The sequence below is a fragment of the Paenibacillus segetis genome, assembly GCF_014639155.1.
GTDB lineage: Bacteria > Bacillota > Bacilli > Paenibacillales > Paenibacillaceae > Fontibacillus > Fontibacillus segetis.
The window spans coordinates 163,768-179,449 of record NZ_BMFT01000004.1 but is presented as its reverse complement, the minus strand read 5'-3'; the positions used below and the strand labels follow the sequence as shown (position 1 = coordinate 179,449).

At 42.2% G+C, this 15,682-nt stretch carries 12 protein-coding genes; 2 read left to right on the top strand and 10 right to left on the bottom strand.

What is annotated here, in order from left to right; translation table 11 throughout:
- Positions 1-4 precede the first annotated feature (4 nt).
- Positions 5-577, top strand: a complete 573-nt coding sequence (locus IEW05_RS21750) for an NUDIX hydrolase (RefSeq protein ID WP_188541960.1) — start codon at positions 5-7, stop codon at positions 575-577.
- Positions 578-655: 78 nt separating this feature from the next.
- Here the strand turns inward: IEW05_RS21750 and IEW05_RS21745 are convergent, their stop codons facing one another.
- The 10 genes from IEW05_RS21745 to IEW05_RS21700 form a co-directional block, all read right to left on the bottom strand.
- A complete protein-coding gene (locus tag IEW05_RS21745; RefSeq protein WP_188541959.1) occupies positions 656-1,567 on the bottom strand; it encodes a polysaccharide deacetylase family protein in 912 nt (303 codons plus the stop codon).
- Entirely contained in the window at positions 1,539-2,816 is a 1,278-nt protein-coding gene (locus IEW05_RS21740) for an MFS transporter (RefSeq protein ID WP_188542095.1), read from the bottom strand. Before IEW05_RS21740 ends, IEW05_RS21745 begins: the two co-directional genes overlap by 29 nt.
- A 294-nt stretch (positions 2,817-3,110) precedes the next feature.
- The gene (locus IEW05_RS21735; protein WP_188541958.1) at positions 3,111-3,422 is read right to left on the bottom strand and encodes a hypothetical protein; all 312 of its coding nucleotides are present in this window, start codon (positions 3,420-3,422) and stop codon (positions 3,111-3,113) included.
- Positions 3,423-3,813: 391 nt separating this feature from the next.
- Entirely contained in the window at positions 3,814-5,802 is a 1,989-nt protein-coding gene (locus IEW05_RS21730; protein ID WP_194434154.1) for a methyl-accepting chemotaxis protein, read from the bottom strand.
- Between the two features lie 270 nt (positions 5,803-6,072).
- Positions 6,073-7,119 carry an NAD(P)/FAD-dependent oxidoreductase gene (locus IEW05_RS21725; RefSeq protein WP_188541956.1) on the bottom strand — a complete coding sequence of 349 codons (1,047 nt, stop codon included), beginning with the start codon at positions 7,117-7,119 and terminating at the stop codon, positions 6,073-6,075.
- Between the two features lie 78 nt (positions 7,120-7,197).
- A complete protein-coding gene (locus IEW05_RS21720) occupies positions 7,198-8,910 on the bottom strand; it encodes an ABC transporter ATP-binding protein (protein ID WP_188541955.1) in 1,713 nt (570 codons plus the stop codon).
- A gap of 43 nt (positions 8,911-8,953) precedes the next feature.
- Positions 8,954-9,991, bottom strand: a complete 1,038-nt coding sequence (locus tag IEW05_RS21715; RefSeq protein WP_188541954.1) for a FecCD family ABC transporter permease — start codon at positions 9,989-9,991, stop codon at positions 8,954-8,956.
- The gene (locus tag IEW05_RS21710; RefSeq protein ID WP_229753652.1) at positions 9,992-11,017 is read right to left on the bottom strand and encodes a FecCD family ABC transporter permease; all 1,026 of its coding nucleotides are present in this window, start codon (positions 11,015-11,017) and stop codon (positions 9,992-9,994) included. It lies immediately after the preceding gene.
- Between the two features lie 42 nt (positions 11,018-11,059).
- Positions 11,060-13,036 carry an ABC transporter substrate-binding protein gene (locus tag IEW05_RS21705; protein ID WP_188541952.1) on the bottom strand — a complete coding sequence of 659 codons (1,977 nt, stop codon included), beginning with the start codon at positions 13,034-13,036 and terminating at the stop codon, positions 11,060-11,062.
- 286 nt (positions 13,037-13,322) lie between these two features.
- Complete coding sequence (locus IEW05_RS21700) at positions 13,323-14,315, bottom strand: phosphotransferase family protein (RefSeq protein ID WP_188541951.1); 993 nt, start codon at positions 14,313-14,315, stop codon at positions 13,323-13,325.
- Between the two features lie 261 nt (positions 14,316-14,576).
- Between IEW05_RS21700 and IEW05_RS21695 the strand changes: the two genes are divergently transcribed.
- Positions 14,577-15,671 (top strand): GntR family transcriptional regulator, encoded by a 1,095-nt coding sequence (locus IEW05_RS21695; protein ID WP_188541950.1) that lies wholly within the window; start codon positions 14,577-14,579, stop codon positions 15,669-15,671.
- The last annotated feature ends 11 nt before the right edge of the window (positions 15,672-15,682 follow it).

Here is a 15,682-nt window from a genome sequence, read left to right as displayed (position 1 = left end):
TCTAATGGAATTCTATAATGGTGACATCTCGAATGGTGAGATTGAAATACAAAGCACGGAGAAAAAGTATGGTACGCCCTATTTTGATTTTTATCAGGACAAGGTTATTTTCCCAAATGAACAAAAAGGGGAATATACAAGGATTGAACCTCGTTCAGAAGGGGTTGCAATATTACCTATAAATTCTGATGGACAAATTGTATTGATCAGATCATTTCGACATGCTATACGATCATTTTCTATTGAGGTTCCTCGAGGATTTATGAATAAAGCTGAAAGCCCCGCACAGGCAGCAATGCGGGAGCTAAAAGAAGAAATTAACGTTTCAGCGGCGGATTTCATTTACATGGGAAGTACTCACCCGGAAAATTCCATAATGAATTCGCAAGTTCATCAATACTTTGCTCACAATATTATCTGGAATTCGTCAAATGAGAATCACTCAGATGGTGGAGCAATTGATACAACACTATTCATAACAAAAGAAGATTTCAATAAAATGATCCTAAATCATGAGATTAATGATGCATACACCCTCGGTCTATATGCAAAAGCTATCGCGTTTGGATATTTATAAATCAAACTGGAGGTTCTAGGTATCTCCATGAAAAAAACGGACATTCCGAAGGTGTCCGTTTTTTCATTTTATAGATAATCACCTTATCAGCTCCCTAAGCAACTTGAATGCTGATCTTACACGCGGACGTCTTAGATGCTCCTGCACATACCGGTAGTCAACTAATTCAACATCAGCATCACGTATTGCATAGGAAAAATCGTCGTCAAAGGGCAAGCGGGACTCCCATACCCGCTTCTCCCAATGCGGTATATTCTCTAACATCCACGGATCTTCAATCCCCGGATGAATATAGGTTTCACATACACCATCAGGGAGTCTATAAAGCTTGTCGATAATCGACTGTTTGAAGCTATCATAGGTCTCCCCTTCTTGTAAGCCAAAGGGATGCGACAACAGGTAGTCTGGAATCGGCACTCCAAACGTATCTGCGAGGGCGGAAGCAAGTGCTACTGGACGTTCAATATTACTCAACGAGCCCAGAAGTGGATCCTCAGCATAGATGTTACGGAAGAATCTCGCGGGTAATCTCCAGCGTGATACTTTCCTGAACATCTGCGGAAGGAAGCTACGTCCTGTCTCTATCCCATATAGGCTTCCCATATGGTTATCGACATGACTAATCGTAATACCCGCTTTCTTCGCTCGCTCATATTGTGCGTTCATCTCTTTCTGAACTGCTCGACTTTCCGCCCCCTGTTCGAATTCCTTCACCGTCTTATATTGATGGCCACTCTCATCATGCAGTGAAGAATGACCCGTTAAGCTACTCCACCTCAAGGCCTCAAACTCACTTGTCATCGTTAAATGAAGCCCCACATTTTGCTTACGCCTACGAGCACTCCAAGCCGCAGCCTCTTCAAAACCTGGAGCCACCGCCATGATCGTCGCAGACGATGCTTTACCCTCTTCGAGTATATGCATGATCGCCTGATTCATAGCGGGGCTTTGCCCAAAATCATCACAGTTGATGATTAATTTTTTGCTCATGATCATGGTCACCTCGCTTATTAGCCAAGAAATCAAACTTGACCGTATAAGAAATAAATACAGCTATTGCTAATAAACATAAGGGTACAATACTCATTAAATACCGAAACGTCGATGCTGGGTCTGGACCCGGGTTATCTCCGCTTTCATAACCGAATATCATGCCTACAACGAAGAAGGCAAGCGCCGAGATAAGTCCACTTGAACGTGTAATAAATCCGCTGACGGCAGTATAAATACCCTCTCTTCTTAACCCTGTTTTGTCTGCGTCCTCATCTATAATCCGTCCGCCTACGATTGCTGGAGTAACAAAGAACCCTGCCAATCCAAAGCCAAAAACAATGCCTGCTACAATACCGCTGACCAGATTACTACTAAACCAGAACGGAATTACAGCTAAGCCGTACACGATAAGAGACAATCGCCATGCTTTGACCCCATCCATTTTGCGAATGATCCAGTACCATACGAACACTAATGGAATGACCGAAATGAAGACAGCCGCCAACATGATGGATACCTGTGCTTCTGAGATACGTAGGACATATTTGGCGTAAAAAGGCATGATTGAGCTAACAAGTCCATTCACGGTCTGGGCAAATGAATTCGAGAAGTTGAACACCCAGAATTTTTTATTCTTCAATGTCTCCTTGAAGGCTGCAACCAGCTTAAGCGGCTCGCCAGCTTCAGGTTCTCTTTTCTCTTTGACGCTCATCATACAAATGAACATAAATATACCAAAGACACATGCAAACACAATGGCCATATTGGAAAAGCCCAGTGCGGTGTAAATAATAGGAGCCACTACGGTTGCAATAAGTAGAGCTACAACCTGGTAGCCCTGTTGAATTGCAGAGGCTTTGGCACGGATACGATCCCCACGGAAGAGTTCTGGGAATAAAGCGCCGTAGTTCACCCATAGGACGGTTGCAACCGCCTCATATAGAACAAGTGTTACTAGAAACCAGGTGAATAGTCCATTTTCCGATAAACCCCCTGGAGGTGAAAATACAAGTATGAAAGTTAGCATAAATAGCGGAATTGACCCAAATACCCAAGGCCTACGGCGTCCAAAGCGGGTATTCGTTCGATCCGACCAGTACCCGAATAACGGATTATTCACCGCATCCCAGATGAGGAAGATGGTCCGGGCCAGTGTAGCAAGTCCAATCCCAAGACCTAACTTCTCCACATAAAAATAGCTATAAAATGAACTGAATGCCTGACTGGGAACCATCATTGCGAACATTCCTAATGCAAACGTGTACGGTGAATTGATCCATTTACGTTGTTCCAAGCGTATCCCCCCTTAATGGTAGAAAACTACACCCTTGTTCCATACTATTCAACAAGTTGACCATATAATCATGCCCCTCATATTTTTGCTCGATTATTGAGTGCTGGAATGAATCATGCCATTACCGTAATACATCCACTGTAAAATAAAAAATACCCCCTAAGAAACAAATCAGAATGTTCATTCTCAAGTGCTCTAAGAGGATATGCTGTATAGATAATTCTTCTTATGTTATACATATAAAATTTACACGTTAGTATGTACGACTCTTTGTCCAGTCAACGAATAAGAAACCTCCTGAGTAACATCTCGACCGCCGCGCAAATTAGTAATAAGTGCACCTACCGTATAAATGGGGCCCCAGGGAATCCCCCACCAACCGAATAGTAGGCTTAGTAGTGTGAATTTTAACCCTTTACCTACTGAGCCCATATACGGTTTTATGTAGTAAATACTTGAACTTCTACGAAAAGTCATGAAGATGATAGAAATACAAAACGTATAAGTTACGAATTTCCCTCCTTGCTGCAATTCCATTTCTAGCGATTCCTTTGACATGCCGTCTAACCCAATAATATCGATGCGATTAACCTCCTCCCTATTCTGAGTGCTTACATAAATATACAAAAATATTTTAACAGAATGTTCACATTATGCACAGATAAATCTCGACTACTCCGCCTGTTTCTATAAGGGAAACAGTACATACAAAATAAATTAATTTACATAAATAACCAACCAATAGGTTATACACTTCTTACTGTACTATTTCTCAAAGAGATTCCACTACATTCCGCTCATAGTAGGGGCCAGAAGATGCCCGAAGTTATAACAGAATCCATTTCCCATTCCAATTCATGCAGCATTCGCTTTCCAATCCATAAATAAGAGAAGACCTGCTAAGCATCGCAGGTCTTCTCCATGTTCATTCAATATTTATTTCGACCAATTACACCTTAAACTTGCCTACCATTTCTTGAAGTTCCCCCGCCATTTGACTAAGTGACTCAGATGAGTTCGATATCTCTTCCATAGAACGATATTGATCGGTAACCGATTGGGATACCGTATTTAATTGTGTTGCAGCTTCTTTCACAATACCTAGAACCTCTTGCATAGAAGCAGTCACTTCTTCTGTTCCGGCAGATATTTGTTCCGAAGCGGCAGAAACCTCTTGAATCTGCTCATTTACATGTTGAATGGAATCAGTAATTCTATCAAATGCTTCTCCCACTCTTTCCACCTGCTGTACTCCTGTAGCAACTTCAGCAATGCCATTATTCATAGAGCTTGAGGCTTTGTCGATCGCTTGCAAAATTTCATTAATTACGCTGGAAATCTCACCCGTTGCACGCCCCGTTTGCTCCGCTAATTTCTTCACTTCCCCTGCCACTACCGCAAAGCCCCGGCCATGTTCACCAGCTCTTGCCGCTTCAATAGAAGCATTCAGCGACAATAAATTCGTTTGATTAGCAACAACGGATATGAGCTGAACTGTTTTGTTAATGGCATGTGACTTCTCTTCCAGTAAGCGAATCGTTCCAGCTGTGTCCTCAACCGACTTTGCGACTTGATCCATTTGAAGAACAGCTCTTTGAATATCCTGATTACCACGATCAACTTCCTCTACAGCTACAAAAGCCGATTCTGAAACAACCGCAGCCGAACTAGCAATTTTCTGAATTCCTGTCGACATTTCCTCCATCGCGAGGTTCGTTTGGCCCAATGCCTCAACCTGCATATCCGAGCCTTGTACAACAAAATGAACCGACTGGGAGATCTGCTCCGCAGTTTGTGTTGATTCTTGTGCAATCGCCGTCAATTGTTCAGATGAAGCAGCTACTTGCTCTGTCGTTTCCGATATTTTACGAACCATAAGTGCAAAGGATGCCAACATATTATTGATATCCTGTTTGAGCTGTTCCATTTCATCTTGCCCTTTTACCTTCAAATGCTGGGTTAGATCCCCTGTTGTTACTTTCCGCATCACATTCGAAATCTGCAGCAGAGGACGTAGGGTAATCAATGACATGAATACAGCTAGGATAGCTACGCAAATAAGTGAGATGAATATAATGATGAAGGCATTCTCTCTCATTTTATCTACCGTATGGTGCACTTCATCTTGGGGAGCTGTCACAAGTAACTTCCAGCCCGTCGTTTCTATCGTATAGAAGGCGGCTTCTTTCCACTCACCCTTTTCCGGGTACGCTAAACTACCACCATTATGCTGAAACACACTTTTTTGGAAAGCTTCTATCTTTTCAGGGGCGGATAGCTCCTTATCCTGATAACTTCTCCCAATCTTGTTACTGTCAGGATGGGCTAGATAGGTGCCGTCATTAGATAATAGAAAGCCATAACTCTTCTCACCTGTTTTGATTCCACTTATTAGATTCATTAATTTACTTGCATCTATCTCCGGTTGGATGGCCCCTACAAATTCACCTTGTTCATTTAAAATGGGGACATCAAAGTAAATCTTATATTTCTTCGTAACATCGTCCTGAACGATATTAGAGATCACTAATTTTTTACTCTCTTGTACAGCTATAATATTCTCGAACTTCGATCCATCGACTTCTTCCCCTTGGGTACTCGTCACATATCCGTTCTTATCGACATATGAAATAACGTCAATGTTAGGCGCACTCTGTGTCATAACCTTCAATTGAGGCATGATATAAGAGAGATTACCTTTGCTCATTTCAGGATTCTCTTGTAGCATTTTTTCAACCGTTGCAATTTGTTCTGTCAACCAATCGTCAATAGACTTTGCCTCAAAAGTAGCCATACGCTCACGTTCACCGTTAGTCTGCGATTCTAAAGTAGAACTAAATTGCGATAACAAGATGAAGGTCACAATTGCTAGTGGAATAATGGCTAACACAAGAAAAATGGCTGTCAGCTTTACTTTCAATGAATCTAATTTTCTCAAACCCTCTTTCAAACGAACTCCCACATTGGCCCTCTCCTTGTCATATCCTGATGTAAATACAATCAAAGAATCTACTCTTCAAGATCGTATTCTCGCCTAATATCGGCATATTTCCTGCGGAATATTATACTAAAACCACTCTCTTTTATGATATATTTTTTTACCTACCAATAAAGTTGGCACACAAAAAAACAGAGACCCCTTAGGGTCTCTGTTTTGTATTAGATTAGGTCGATTGATTCGGTGAAGAGTCACCCACGTCATCCACGATTAGTGGTTGTCCTCTTCAATAACGCCCAGTGCCAGGTTCTTCTCCTTAAACCTACTGTTGTGCGAAGATACATAAGCAACTTTCTCCGCCTCCGGCTCTATGAATAACTTGGCACTATTCACAGCCAACACTGCATCGTTAAAGGCTCCGGCAATTAAGCGGACTTTACTGTCATAGTCAATAAAGTCGCCTGCTGCAAACACCCCTGGAATGTTCGTCTCCATTTTACCGTTCACGTTGACCGTCCATTCTCCCATATCCAGTCCCCAATTACGTATGGGACCAAAATCGCTTTTCATGCCGTGATTTACAATCACATCATCCGCATCTAAGACCTCAGTTTCTCCGCTCTCTAGATGGGTGATGCTTACTTGATCGATTAATGAACCATCCTTGCTGTGAAGCTTCTCAACAACATATGGCGTCCTAATATTCACTGAAGACTGCCGCATGCGATTAACATTGCGTTCATGACCGCCAAACTCGTTCCTGCGATGTACAATGGTTACCTTGGCAGCAACAGACTCCAGTTCATTTGCCCAATCCACCGCAGAGTCACCACCGCCCGAGATGACAATATGCTTGCCACGGAACATATCCAGTTCCTGCACTGTATAATGTAAATTTGTCACTTCATATCGGTCTGCACCCTCGATCTCCAGCTTTGCCATCTTTCGAATACCATAACCGATCGCCATAATAACGGTTTGTGTCCAATGTCGATGCCCAGAATTAGAGAGGAGAATAAACGTTCCATCCTCCTGCCTTTGTAGCTCGCTAACCTGTTCACCAAGCACAATCGTAGGTTCAAAAGTCTGCGCTTGCTGAGCTAACTGTTTGATAAGCGTTCCACATAATGTAGGGGTAACTCCCCCAACATCCCAGATCATTTTCTCTGGATAAAGCAGCATCCGTCCTCCCAACTCTTGATTAGCGTCGATGAGTTTTGTCTTAAGATCACGCATTCCGCTATAAAAAGCCGCATACATCCCGGCTGGTCCCCCGCCTATAATCGTAACATCATATAATTCTAAAGGTCGCTCCATCCTAAGCTACTCCCCTTTCATGGTTGATATGAAAACAACTGATATTTACTAGAAGATGAAGCATTCTAAAACGCTAATCTATCCAAACTGGGCACTATGTAGACGACTGTATATCCCCTGTTCCCCAATCAACTCATCATGTGTACCTTGTTCCATAACACCCTGCTCTGCAACAACGATGATCCGATCAGCATTCTTAATCGTTGCAAGACGATGTGCAATGACTAAAGTTGTTCTTCCGCGCGACAATTCCGATAACGCTAATTGAATTGCTGCTTCTGTCTCCGTATCCAGTGCAGACGTAGCTTCATCCAAGATAAGAATGGAAGGATTCTTCAGGAACATACGCGCGATGGATAACCGCTGCTTCTGCCCACCAGATAGCTTCACCCCACGTTCTCCAATCATCGTATCCAAGCCCTCTGGCTGCGATTTGATGAGCTCCTCCAATTGCGCTCGTCGGGCTGCTTCCAAAATGTCTTCCTCACTTGCAACGAGGTCCCCGTAGGCGATATTCTCACGTATGCTTCCATCAAAAAGAAATACGTCCTGCTGAACAATACCAATATTTGAACGTAGAGATTCCAGAGTGATGTTTCGAATATCCTCCCCATCTATGGTAATTCGCCCTTCATTCACATCATAGAAACGGGGTAGCAAACTACATAGCGTCGTTTTGCCTGCTCCAGAGGGTCCCACCAACGCTACGGTTTCACCTGCGGAGATATTTAAATTGAGATTCGTCAAAATATTATCTCTGTTCTCGTATCCAAAATTCACATTCTCATACCTAATATTCCCCTGTACTGCTTGGACCGGTTTAGCTCCGGCATGATCTGCCACATCCGGCTCGGTCTCCAGTAACTCCAAGTATCGCTTGAAGCCTGCAACCCCTTTTGGATACGTCTCAATCACACTATTAATCTGTTCCATCGGTCCTAGGAACACGTTAGATAACATGATAAAGGCAATAAACTGGCCATAGGTCATGCGATCATTAAGAACAAACCAAGTGCCGCACAACAATACAAATAATGAGACGAACTTCATCAATATGAAGCTAAGCGAAGAATTCCAAGCCATAATCCGGTAAGTGAGCAGTTTTGTTAACCGGAATGATTCGTTTTGAACGGCAAACTTAGCAACCTCATGCTGTTCATTGGAGAAAGCTTGCACTACGCGAATTCCACTCACATTATTCTCGACACGAGCATTATAATCTGCGATATCAGAGAACATTTTCTTAAATGCCTTGGACATCTTTCGACTGAAATACAGCGACAAATAAATCATGAATGGGACAATAATAAAGGTCATCACAGCCAACTGCCAATTGATGCTGAGCATAATTCCAAATGCCCCAGCCAAAGTAATAACCGCAATAAATAAATCCTCAGGTCCATGGTGTGCAATCTCACCAATGTCCATTAAATCATTGGTCATCCGGGATACCAAATGACCTGTCTTGTTATTATCAAAGAAACGGAATGATAGCTTTTGCACGCGATCAAAAACTTTCTTGCGCATATCTGATTCAATATTTATCCCCAGCTTATGCCCCCAGTACGTAACCACAAAATGTAAGGATGCACTCACTAGATAGATGACAAGTAGTCCGAGACAAGCAAAAACAATCCATCTCCAATTACCACTTGGCAATAACCGATCTACAACCTGATTTACAGCTACAGGGAATGCGAGTTCCAGCAAAGCAGCGATAATAGCACAGGAAAAATCCAAAATAAATAAACCTCGATAAGGACGGTAATATGCAAAAAATCGCCTTAGCATGCTGTACCTCTCTTTCAGATCTTTGGTTGTTTTATTTCCCACTCTAATTTTTGGCTTTAGCTAATAGATAAAGGAAGTAGGGAGATCCAATGATGGCAACCACCAGACCTGTTGGAATTTCAGTCGGCTGCAAAACCCATCTTCCGAGGGTATCGGCTGTGATAACTAGCAAACTACCAATTAAAGCCGATGTTGGAAGTAGCAGTTCATGCCTGGAACCAACAAGACGTCGAGCAAGATGGGGGCCAATCAGTCCAACAAAACCAATACCTCCACTAACCGATACACTCGAAGCAGCAAGGCCAACAGCAACCGCTAACAGTTTCAATTGTTCACGAGATACGGATACTCCAAGACCCTTAGCTCTTGCCTCACCTAAGGAAAGTACATTCAAAAACCTTGATTTGGTGAATACGTAGGGGATGAGTATGACGATCCAAGGGAGTAATGAAACAACATCCCTCCATGTCACTCCACTAATATTTCCGGCAAGCCATAGAGATACCAGCTTATAATTTTGTTCGCTTAACTTCAGCATTAATACAATCATGGCTGAGCTTATCCCTGCACCCACAGCTATACCGGTGAGGATCAACCGTGTGGGTTGAATCCCTCCATCACGTCTATAAGAGAGAGTATAAATAAGAGCCGCCGTAGCTCCCCCACCTAACAGCGCTAGGAATGGTAATGCAAATTTGGGAACTTCCGCAGTTATCGAGTAGGTCGACACAAACAGTACCACGACCAAACCCGCACCGGCATTAATGCCAAGAATACCCGAATCGGCTAAAGCATTACGTGAAATACCCTGCATTATACACCCTGATAAAGCTAACCCTGCCCCGACCAATACCGAAATGACAATACGCGGCAAACGAAATTGCAACAGGATCAATTCTTGCTTCGCGGTCCCATGTCCTAATAATGTCTCCCATAACTCTAATGGGGAAAGATGTATAAATCCTGTATTCATACTAAGTACAAACATCGCTATTATCAGAAGGCCAAGTACCGTCATCACAAGCCATCCCGTACTTTTCTGCCTGATCTTGAGGGCTTCAGGAATCGACTCACGGATCATTTATAATTCCCTCCTTTCCTTATTCGCCAGGTAAAGGAAGAACGGAATTCCAATGAGCGAAATAAGAGCTCCGATCGGGACCTCCTGCGGAGGATTTATGATACGTGCACTAAGGTCAGCTAGCACGACCAGCAAACTTCCCAACACAGCTGAGCATGGAATGATCCATCTGTAATCCACTCCTACCAAATAACGGGCTAAGTGAGGGATGAGCAGGCCTACAAAAGCTACTGGACCTACTACTGACACTGCAGAGCCTGCAAGTACGAGTACCAATATTGTAGCAACCAATCTCACTACTTTCGTCCTTTGTCCCAGGCCTTTGGCGATTTCCTCACCCAGACTAAGCATTGAGATCGAGCGTGAGATGATGATAGCCCCTAACAGTGCCGCAACGACCCATGGAAACATGATTAATAATTGGGACCACTTGGTCCCAGCTACACCGCCTGCATACCAGAAAGCAATACTCTGCCCAATATTGAAGTGTAGGGTAATGATTTCACTTAGTGCACTGAATAGTGCACTAAGTGCAGCACCTGCCAATACAAGCCTGACTGGTGTCATGCCTCCTCTGGTTAGCGAACTGATCCCGTACACCATTCCTGCACCAATACCAGCCCCAACAAATGTACATAACATCAAATACATAAAAGACAGACCAGGAAAAAAGGCAAAACAGATTGCCATCGCAAACCCGGCTCCTGAATTCAGTCCAAGCAACCCTGAATCAGCCATAGGATTACGTGTTAGACCTTGCATGATCGCACCTGCAACAGCAAAGCTGGCGCCTACCATAACTCCGCCCAATACGCGTGGTAGACGCAATTCCATAATCGTCTGATGTTCAATATTACTTGAATCAAAATGAAAGATAGCCGACCACACAACAGAAAGCTTAATATCAGCGGCACCCAGAGATATGGCAAGAAAAATTGAAATAACTAACAATATAATACTTAAGGCGATGATGCCAGAAGCAGCAAAAGGTCGTGAATGAACTTCTTGTGAGTCCTTAGTCATCATCGGTTGGGCATTGTGACTCATTTCCTTCACCTTTCATTGTTGCTATTTCGTAGTCTCAGCCAGTTTTGTAAACTTATCCGCAATATCTTCAGACTGAATTAAAGTGGAATATGAATCAGCGGCAAAATAACTTGCCATTTCAACTTCAATAACACGGCCGTTCTTTACCGCATCTAACTGAGTCCATGTAGCCGGAAGCTGCGGAGGCTCTTTGCCCTCTATAGTAAGCACAATCAAATAGTCACCCACATAATCTCCTACAGTCTCCCATGACACTTCCAGACGGTCTATTTTTTTGTCTATAATCTCGCTCTTTACTTTAGGAGTTGGCTTCAGGCCAAGGATATCATACGCTGCCTTACCTCCTCTTTCACCTGTATTCCCCACGACCATTAAATATTTATCTACTGTGACATAATCTACGATTGATAGTGTTGCATCTTCAGGGATCACGCTCTTAACTTTGTTGCGAGCAACCTCAGTACGTTTATCAAAATCAGCCAACCAATTCTTCGCTTCCTCTTGACGGCCTAAAATGTCACCCATGGCTGTAATTTCCTCTTGAATTGACGAATACTCGGTAGTATCGAATACCACGGTTGGGGCTATTTTGGAGTAATTCTCGTAATCATCTTTGTTCCAAGTAATAATTATGTCTGGAGACAAATCCAGAACCTTTTCCATAGAGATACTACCATCACGTCCAATTTCCTGAACAGAATCTGGTACAAACGGCTTTAAGAAGGCCGCATAGTCCATTAGTGTTTTGGATGCCCCAACAGGAGTGACGCCTACTGCCAGAACTTGTCCCAAGTGCCAATCAACAACCACTCGTTCAGGATGGGTAGGAATAGTAACTTCCCCCATAACCGTAGATATTTTGCGCATGCCCTTATCTTCTGTGTTGTGATTAGCACCATTTTGTGTAGCTTCCGTTCCCTGATTTGCCTTTCCTTCTGCAACACCCTGACTATTCGTCTGGTTAGAGCCCCCATTCGAACAAGCAGTAAGCATTAACGTAAAACATAACATCAGCGTTAATCCTATCTTCGATCCTGTACTTCTCAGCATTGAATTTTCCCCTTCTCCCCTATATTGATAACGATTATCATTATCAATATAGCTAGATGAGCCTGAATTGCCCATGGAGGATATGAACACTTTCCATGGACTATCTGAATTACCTAATAATTTCACTTTCGATTTATACTGACTTGGCGTTATTCCAACCTGCTTCTTGAACAGGCGTGTAAAATAAAACACGTCACTATAACCCACACTCGCAGCGATCTCCTGGATACTGACATCACTGCACATCATAATTTCCTTCGCTTTAGCCATCCGCGTCTGTATCACATATTCAATGGGACTTCTACCAGTACGTTGCTTAAACTGCTTGGATAAATATTGTATGCTGTAACTCCATAACTCAGCTAATGACTCAAGAGTAATGGGTTCATAGTAATGTTCGTGAATATACTGAATGATCTGTTCTATTAAATCCGTCTTTTTGGGGGTAACCCCCTGAAGTTGAAACTGGCGGACAAGCTCATGTACAAATTGATACAGCCGAATTTTCACTTGAAATCGTTCCAAGCTTGCTCCGCGATGCCATCCCTGATGCATAGATTCTACATGTTGATATAAAATGACTGGTGCTAGCGGCTCACAATAATATTGAAGCTGAAAGGGATTGTTCATGAGATAAGTCTTCTGGATGCTCTTTCTAGCTTTCGTGGGCATACTACCTTTGTATAAGATGTAGAAATATGTACATTGCTCTTGTCCAACCTCAACAACGATATGACTTCCTTTACCCGCATGCAATAGATAAAACCTTTTAGTTACATGCTTATCCCCATCCAGCCAAATGGTAGCTTGACCCTGCACCACATATATAAATCCACTAGATGGAAGCAAAAACTGTTGCCTTCCCGCACTAGTAATTACAACCTGACGAATATCCATCGGCTGAATCAATGCATGCTCCCATAGCTGGATATACTGTTCCCAGTTCATTCTTCATCCTCCAATATAGGCAATTGCCTGATTCAGAATCCCATATCTGTTCATCAAGCCGTATCCATTACTTCTTCTTAAATAGGGTGCTAGCTTGATAGATGATCATTATGTCATTGATAAGGATAAGGATAACGATATCGATAATGATTATCATTGTCAATTATAAATAAATAGAGGATACTCCCAGCAACTAGTGCTTCGGAACACCCTCCATAATACTCGCAACAATTTTCTGATTTTATAAGGTTGATGATTTTACGGTTGTTCAACCCTTGGATCATAATTACATATATATTTCCGCTTCAATTGAAGATAACAAATCCATTGCCCTTTGCTTATTATTCTCGTATTCCACCATGTTGTTGTATTGCACTTTCCATACATAGCTATCAATAAAATGAAAGAGTAATTGATATGTGTCTTTTTTTAAGGCACGCAAAGGATCATGATCTCTGTCCTGTTTGCCGTACCCTTTTAAGAAGGATTCATTCGTAATCCATGGACTTGCAAACTCAAAATCCACATCGCCAAATAACGCTCTATCTGCATCAATGATAGCTGCAAGCTCATATTTATTCGTGATCTTATTTAATCTGACAAGTATATTCCCTGCCCATAAATCAGCATGAATAAGTTGGGGAATCGTTATATTTTCATACAGCCTTGAAGTATCTTCATATATCTTAATCATTCTGCTAACCACACTTTCACCAAAAACCTCGTATTCCAGGCACTTTACTCCTGTCTCTATTGCCTGCGCCCGTAGAAAATCAACCCAATGATCGTATCCACCCGTTTGCTGAATATCTGATACCCTACCGAATTTTGAGCCGATAATAGAATGTATCTCTGCAGTCCATCTGCCCGCTTGTTCATACAATTCTGCCTTAACATCTTGCGGGATACTCTCATCTGATAATGGGACACTCGGTATATATTCTGTAATCATATAGTCTCTATCAACGATACTTTTAGTAGAATCACACACAAGAACCGTGGGACAAGGTATTTGATTCTTGGAAAATAAGGTATACACTTCGACTTCAGCATTCATTAAATGTTGTTCAAAAGGTAATAGGAATTGCCTGTTTACGGGTCCCACCCTAAAAATGAATTCGCGCATCGGTGAATGCAGAACAAGTTTGTAAGTTGTATTAAAGAGTCCGCCTTTTAAGAGTGAATACTCGATCTCGCTAGATGAACCGAAATGTTTCTGAACGACTTCATAGATTTTCTGCGCGGGTAATTCTTCATATAGTTTAGAGCTAACATTCATCTTGTACCTCTCCTACAAATTTAGTCTATTAATATCCATCAACATTTGATATATCATATTTAGATAAAAACCTATTTTAATTCTAACGTATTCATTCTATATTTCAAAGGGTTTTACGGCCGTATCATAAGTCACTATTGCTGAATTGCCTATTTTGTCGTATATTCAACATATAAAATCCTATTGTCATCGAAAAATAAACATCAAAAATTGATTCGCTCAATTCAAATATGATATATCAAATTAGTGAGGAGAATCATTTTGGAGCAAATCCCATTATACCAACATATCGTGAACGCTCTAAAGGCGCAGATTGAATCTGGAGAACTACAAATCGGAGATCAACTTCCAACTGAAGCACAAATATCGAAGACTTACAACGTGAGTCGGATTACGTCAAAGCGGGCTTTGACAGAACTTGAGAACGCTAATTTGATCTATAGGGTTCAAGGGAAGGGGAGCTTCGTGAATGCTATGCAACCGTCCCTCCAGCCCAATAACAAATCTAGCAAAGAGATTCTGCTCGTTCTCCCGTTCAACCACAATCCAGGTCTTGGCGATTACGAGAAGGGCATCAATGAGTATCTCAAGACGACCGACTATACATTAAACATTCAATCCAGTACGATCGTCAGCCAACACAAACTGCTAGAGGCTGCGCTTCAAAGCGCCAATTCGGGGTTGATCTTCTACCCCGTAAACAGCATTTCAGATCTAGGCATGCTGTATCAATATCATATGTCGAAATATCCGATAGTAACGATGGATAAATATATTGAGGGCATTCCGCTCCCTTCCGTTGTCTCCGATAACTTTGCAGGAGGGTACCTGGCTTGCAGTCACTTGATCGAGAATAACCACAAGAAAATTGCCTTTCTCTCCTCTTTGAAGGTCGAGAATTCCTCGTCAATCAGGGAGCGTTATTTTGGTTATCTAAAGGCGTTGTATGATTACAACTTAATCGATCACAGCGTGAGTGATTTAACCGAGCGTTATTTAATTCATGATAACGATAACGGAAGAGAATATTATACCCATTTCATACAATCCGTTATGGAGCAAGGAATTACGGGGATTGTAGCTGAGAATGACCTGATCGCCATTGAGATCATGCAAATTGCTAAAGAGCTGGGATTATCGATCCCCGATGATTTCTCGATTGTAGGCTTTGATAACATTCACCTTTCCAGCTTTGTTGAACCTAAGCTGACCACGATATCTCAAGATTTTGAACAAATGGGATACCTGGCTGCACAAAACCTAGTAGAGATCATAGAGAATCCTCAGAATCAACCGCAAGAGAATATTGTGGTTCCGGTAGAGCTTATCGAACGTCAAACCGTGAAGAGACTATGACGCCTATTACT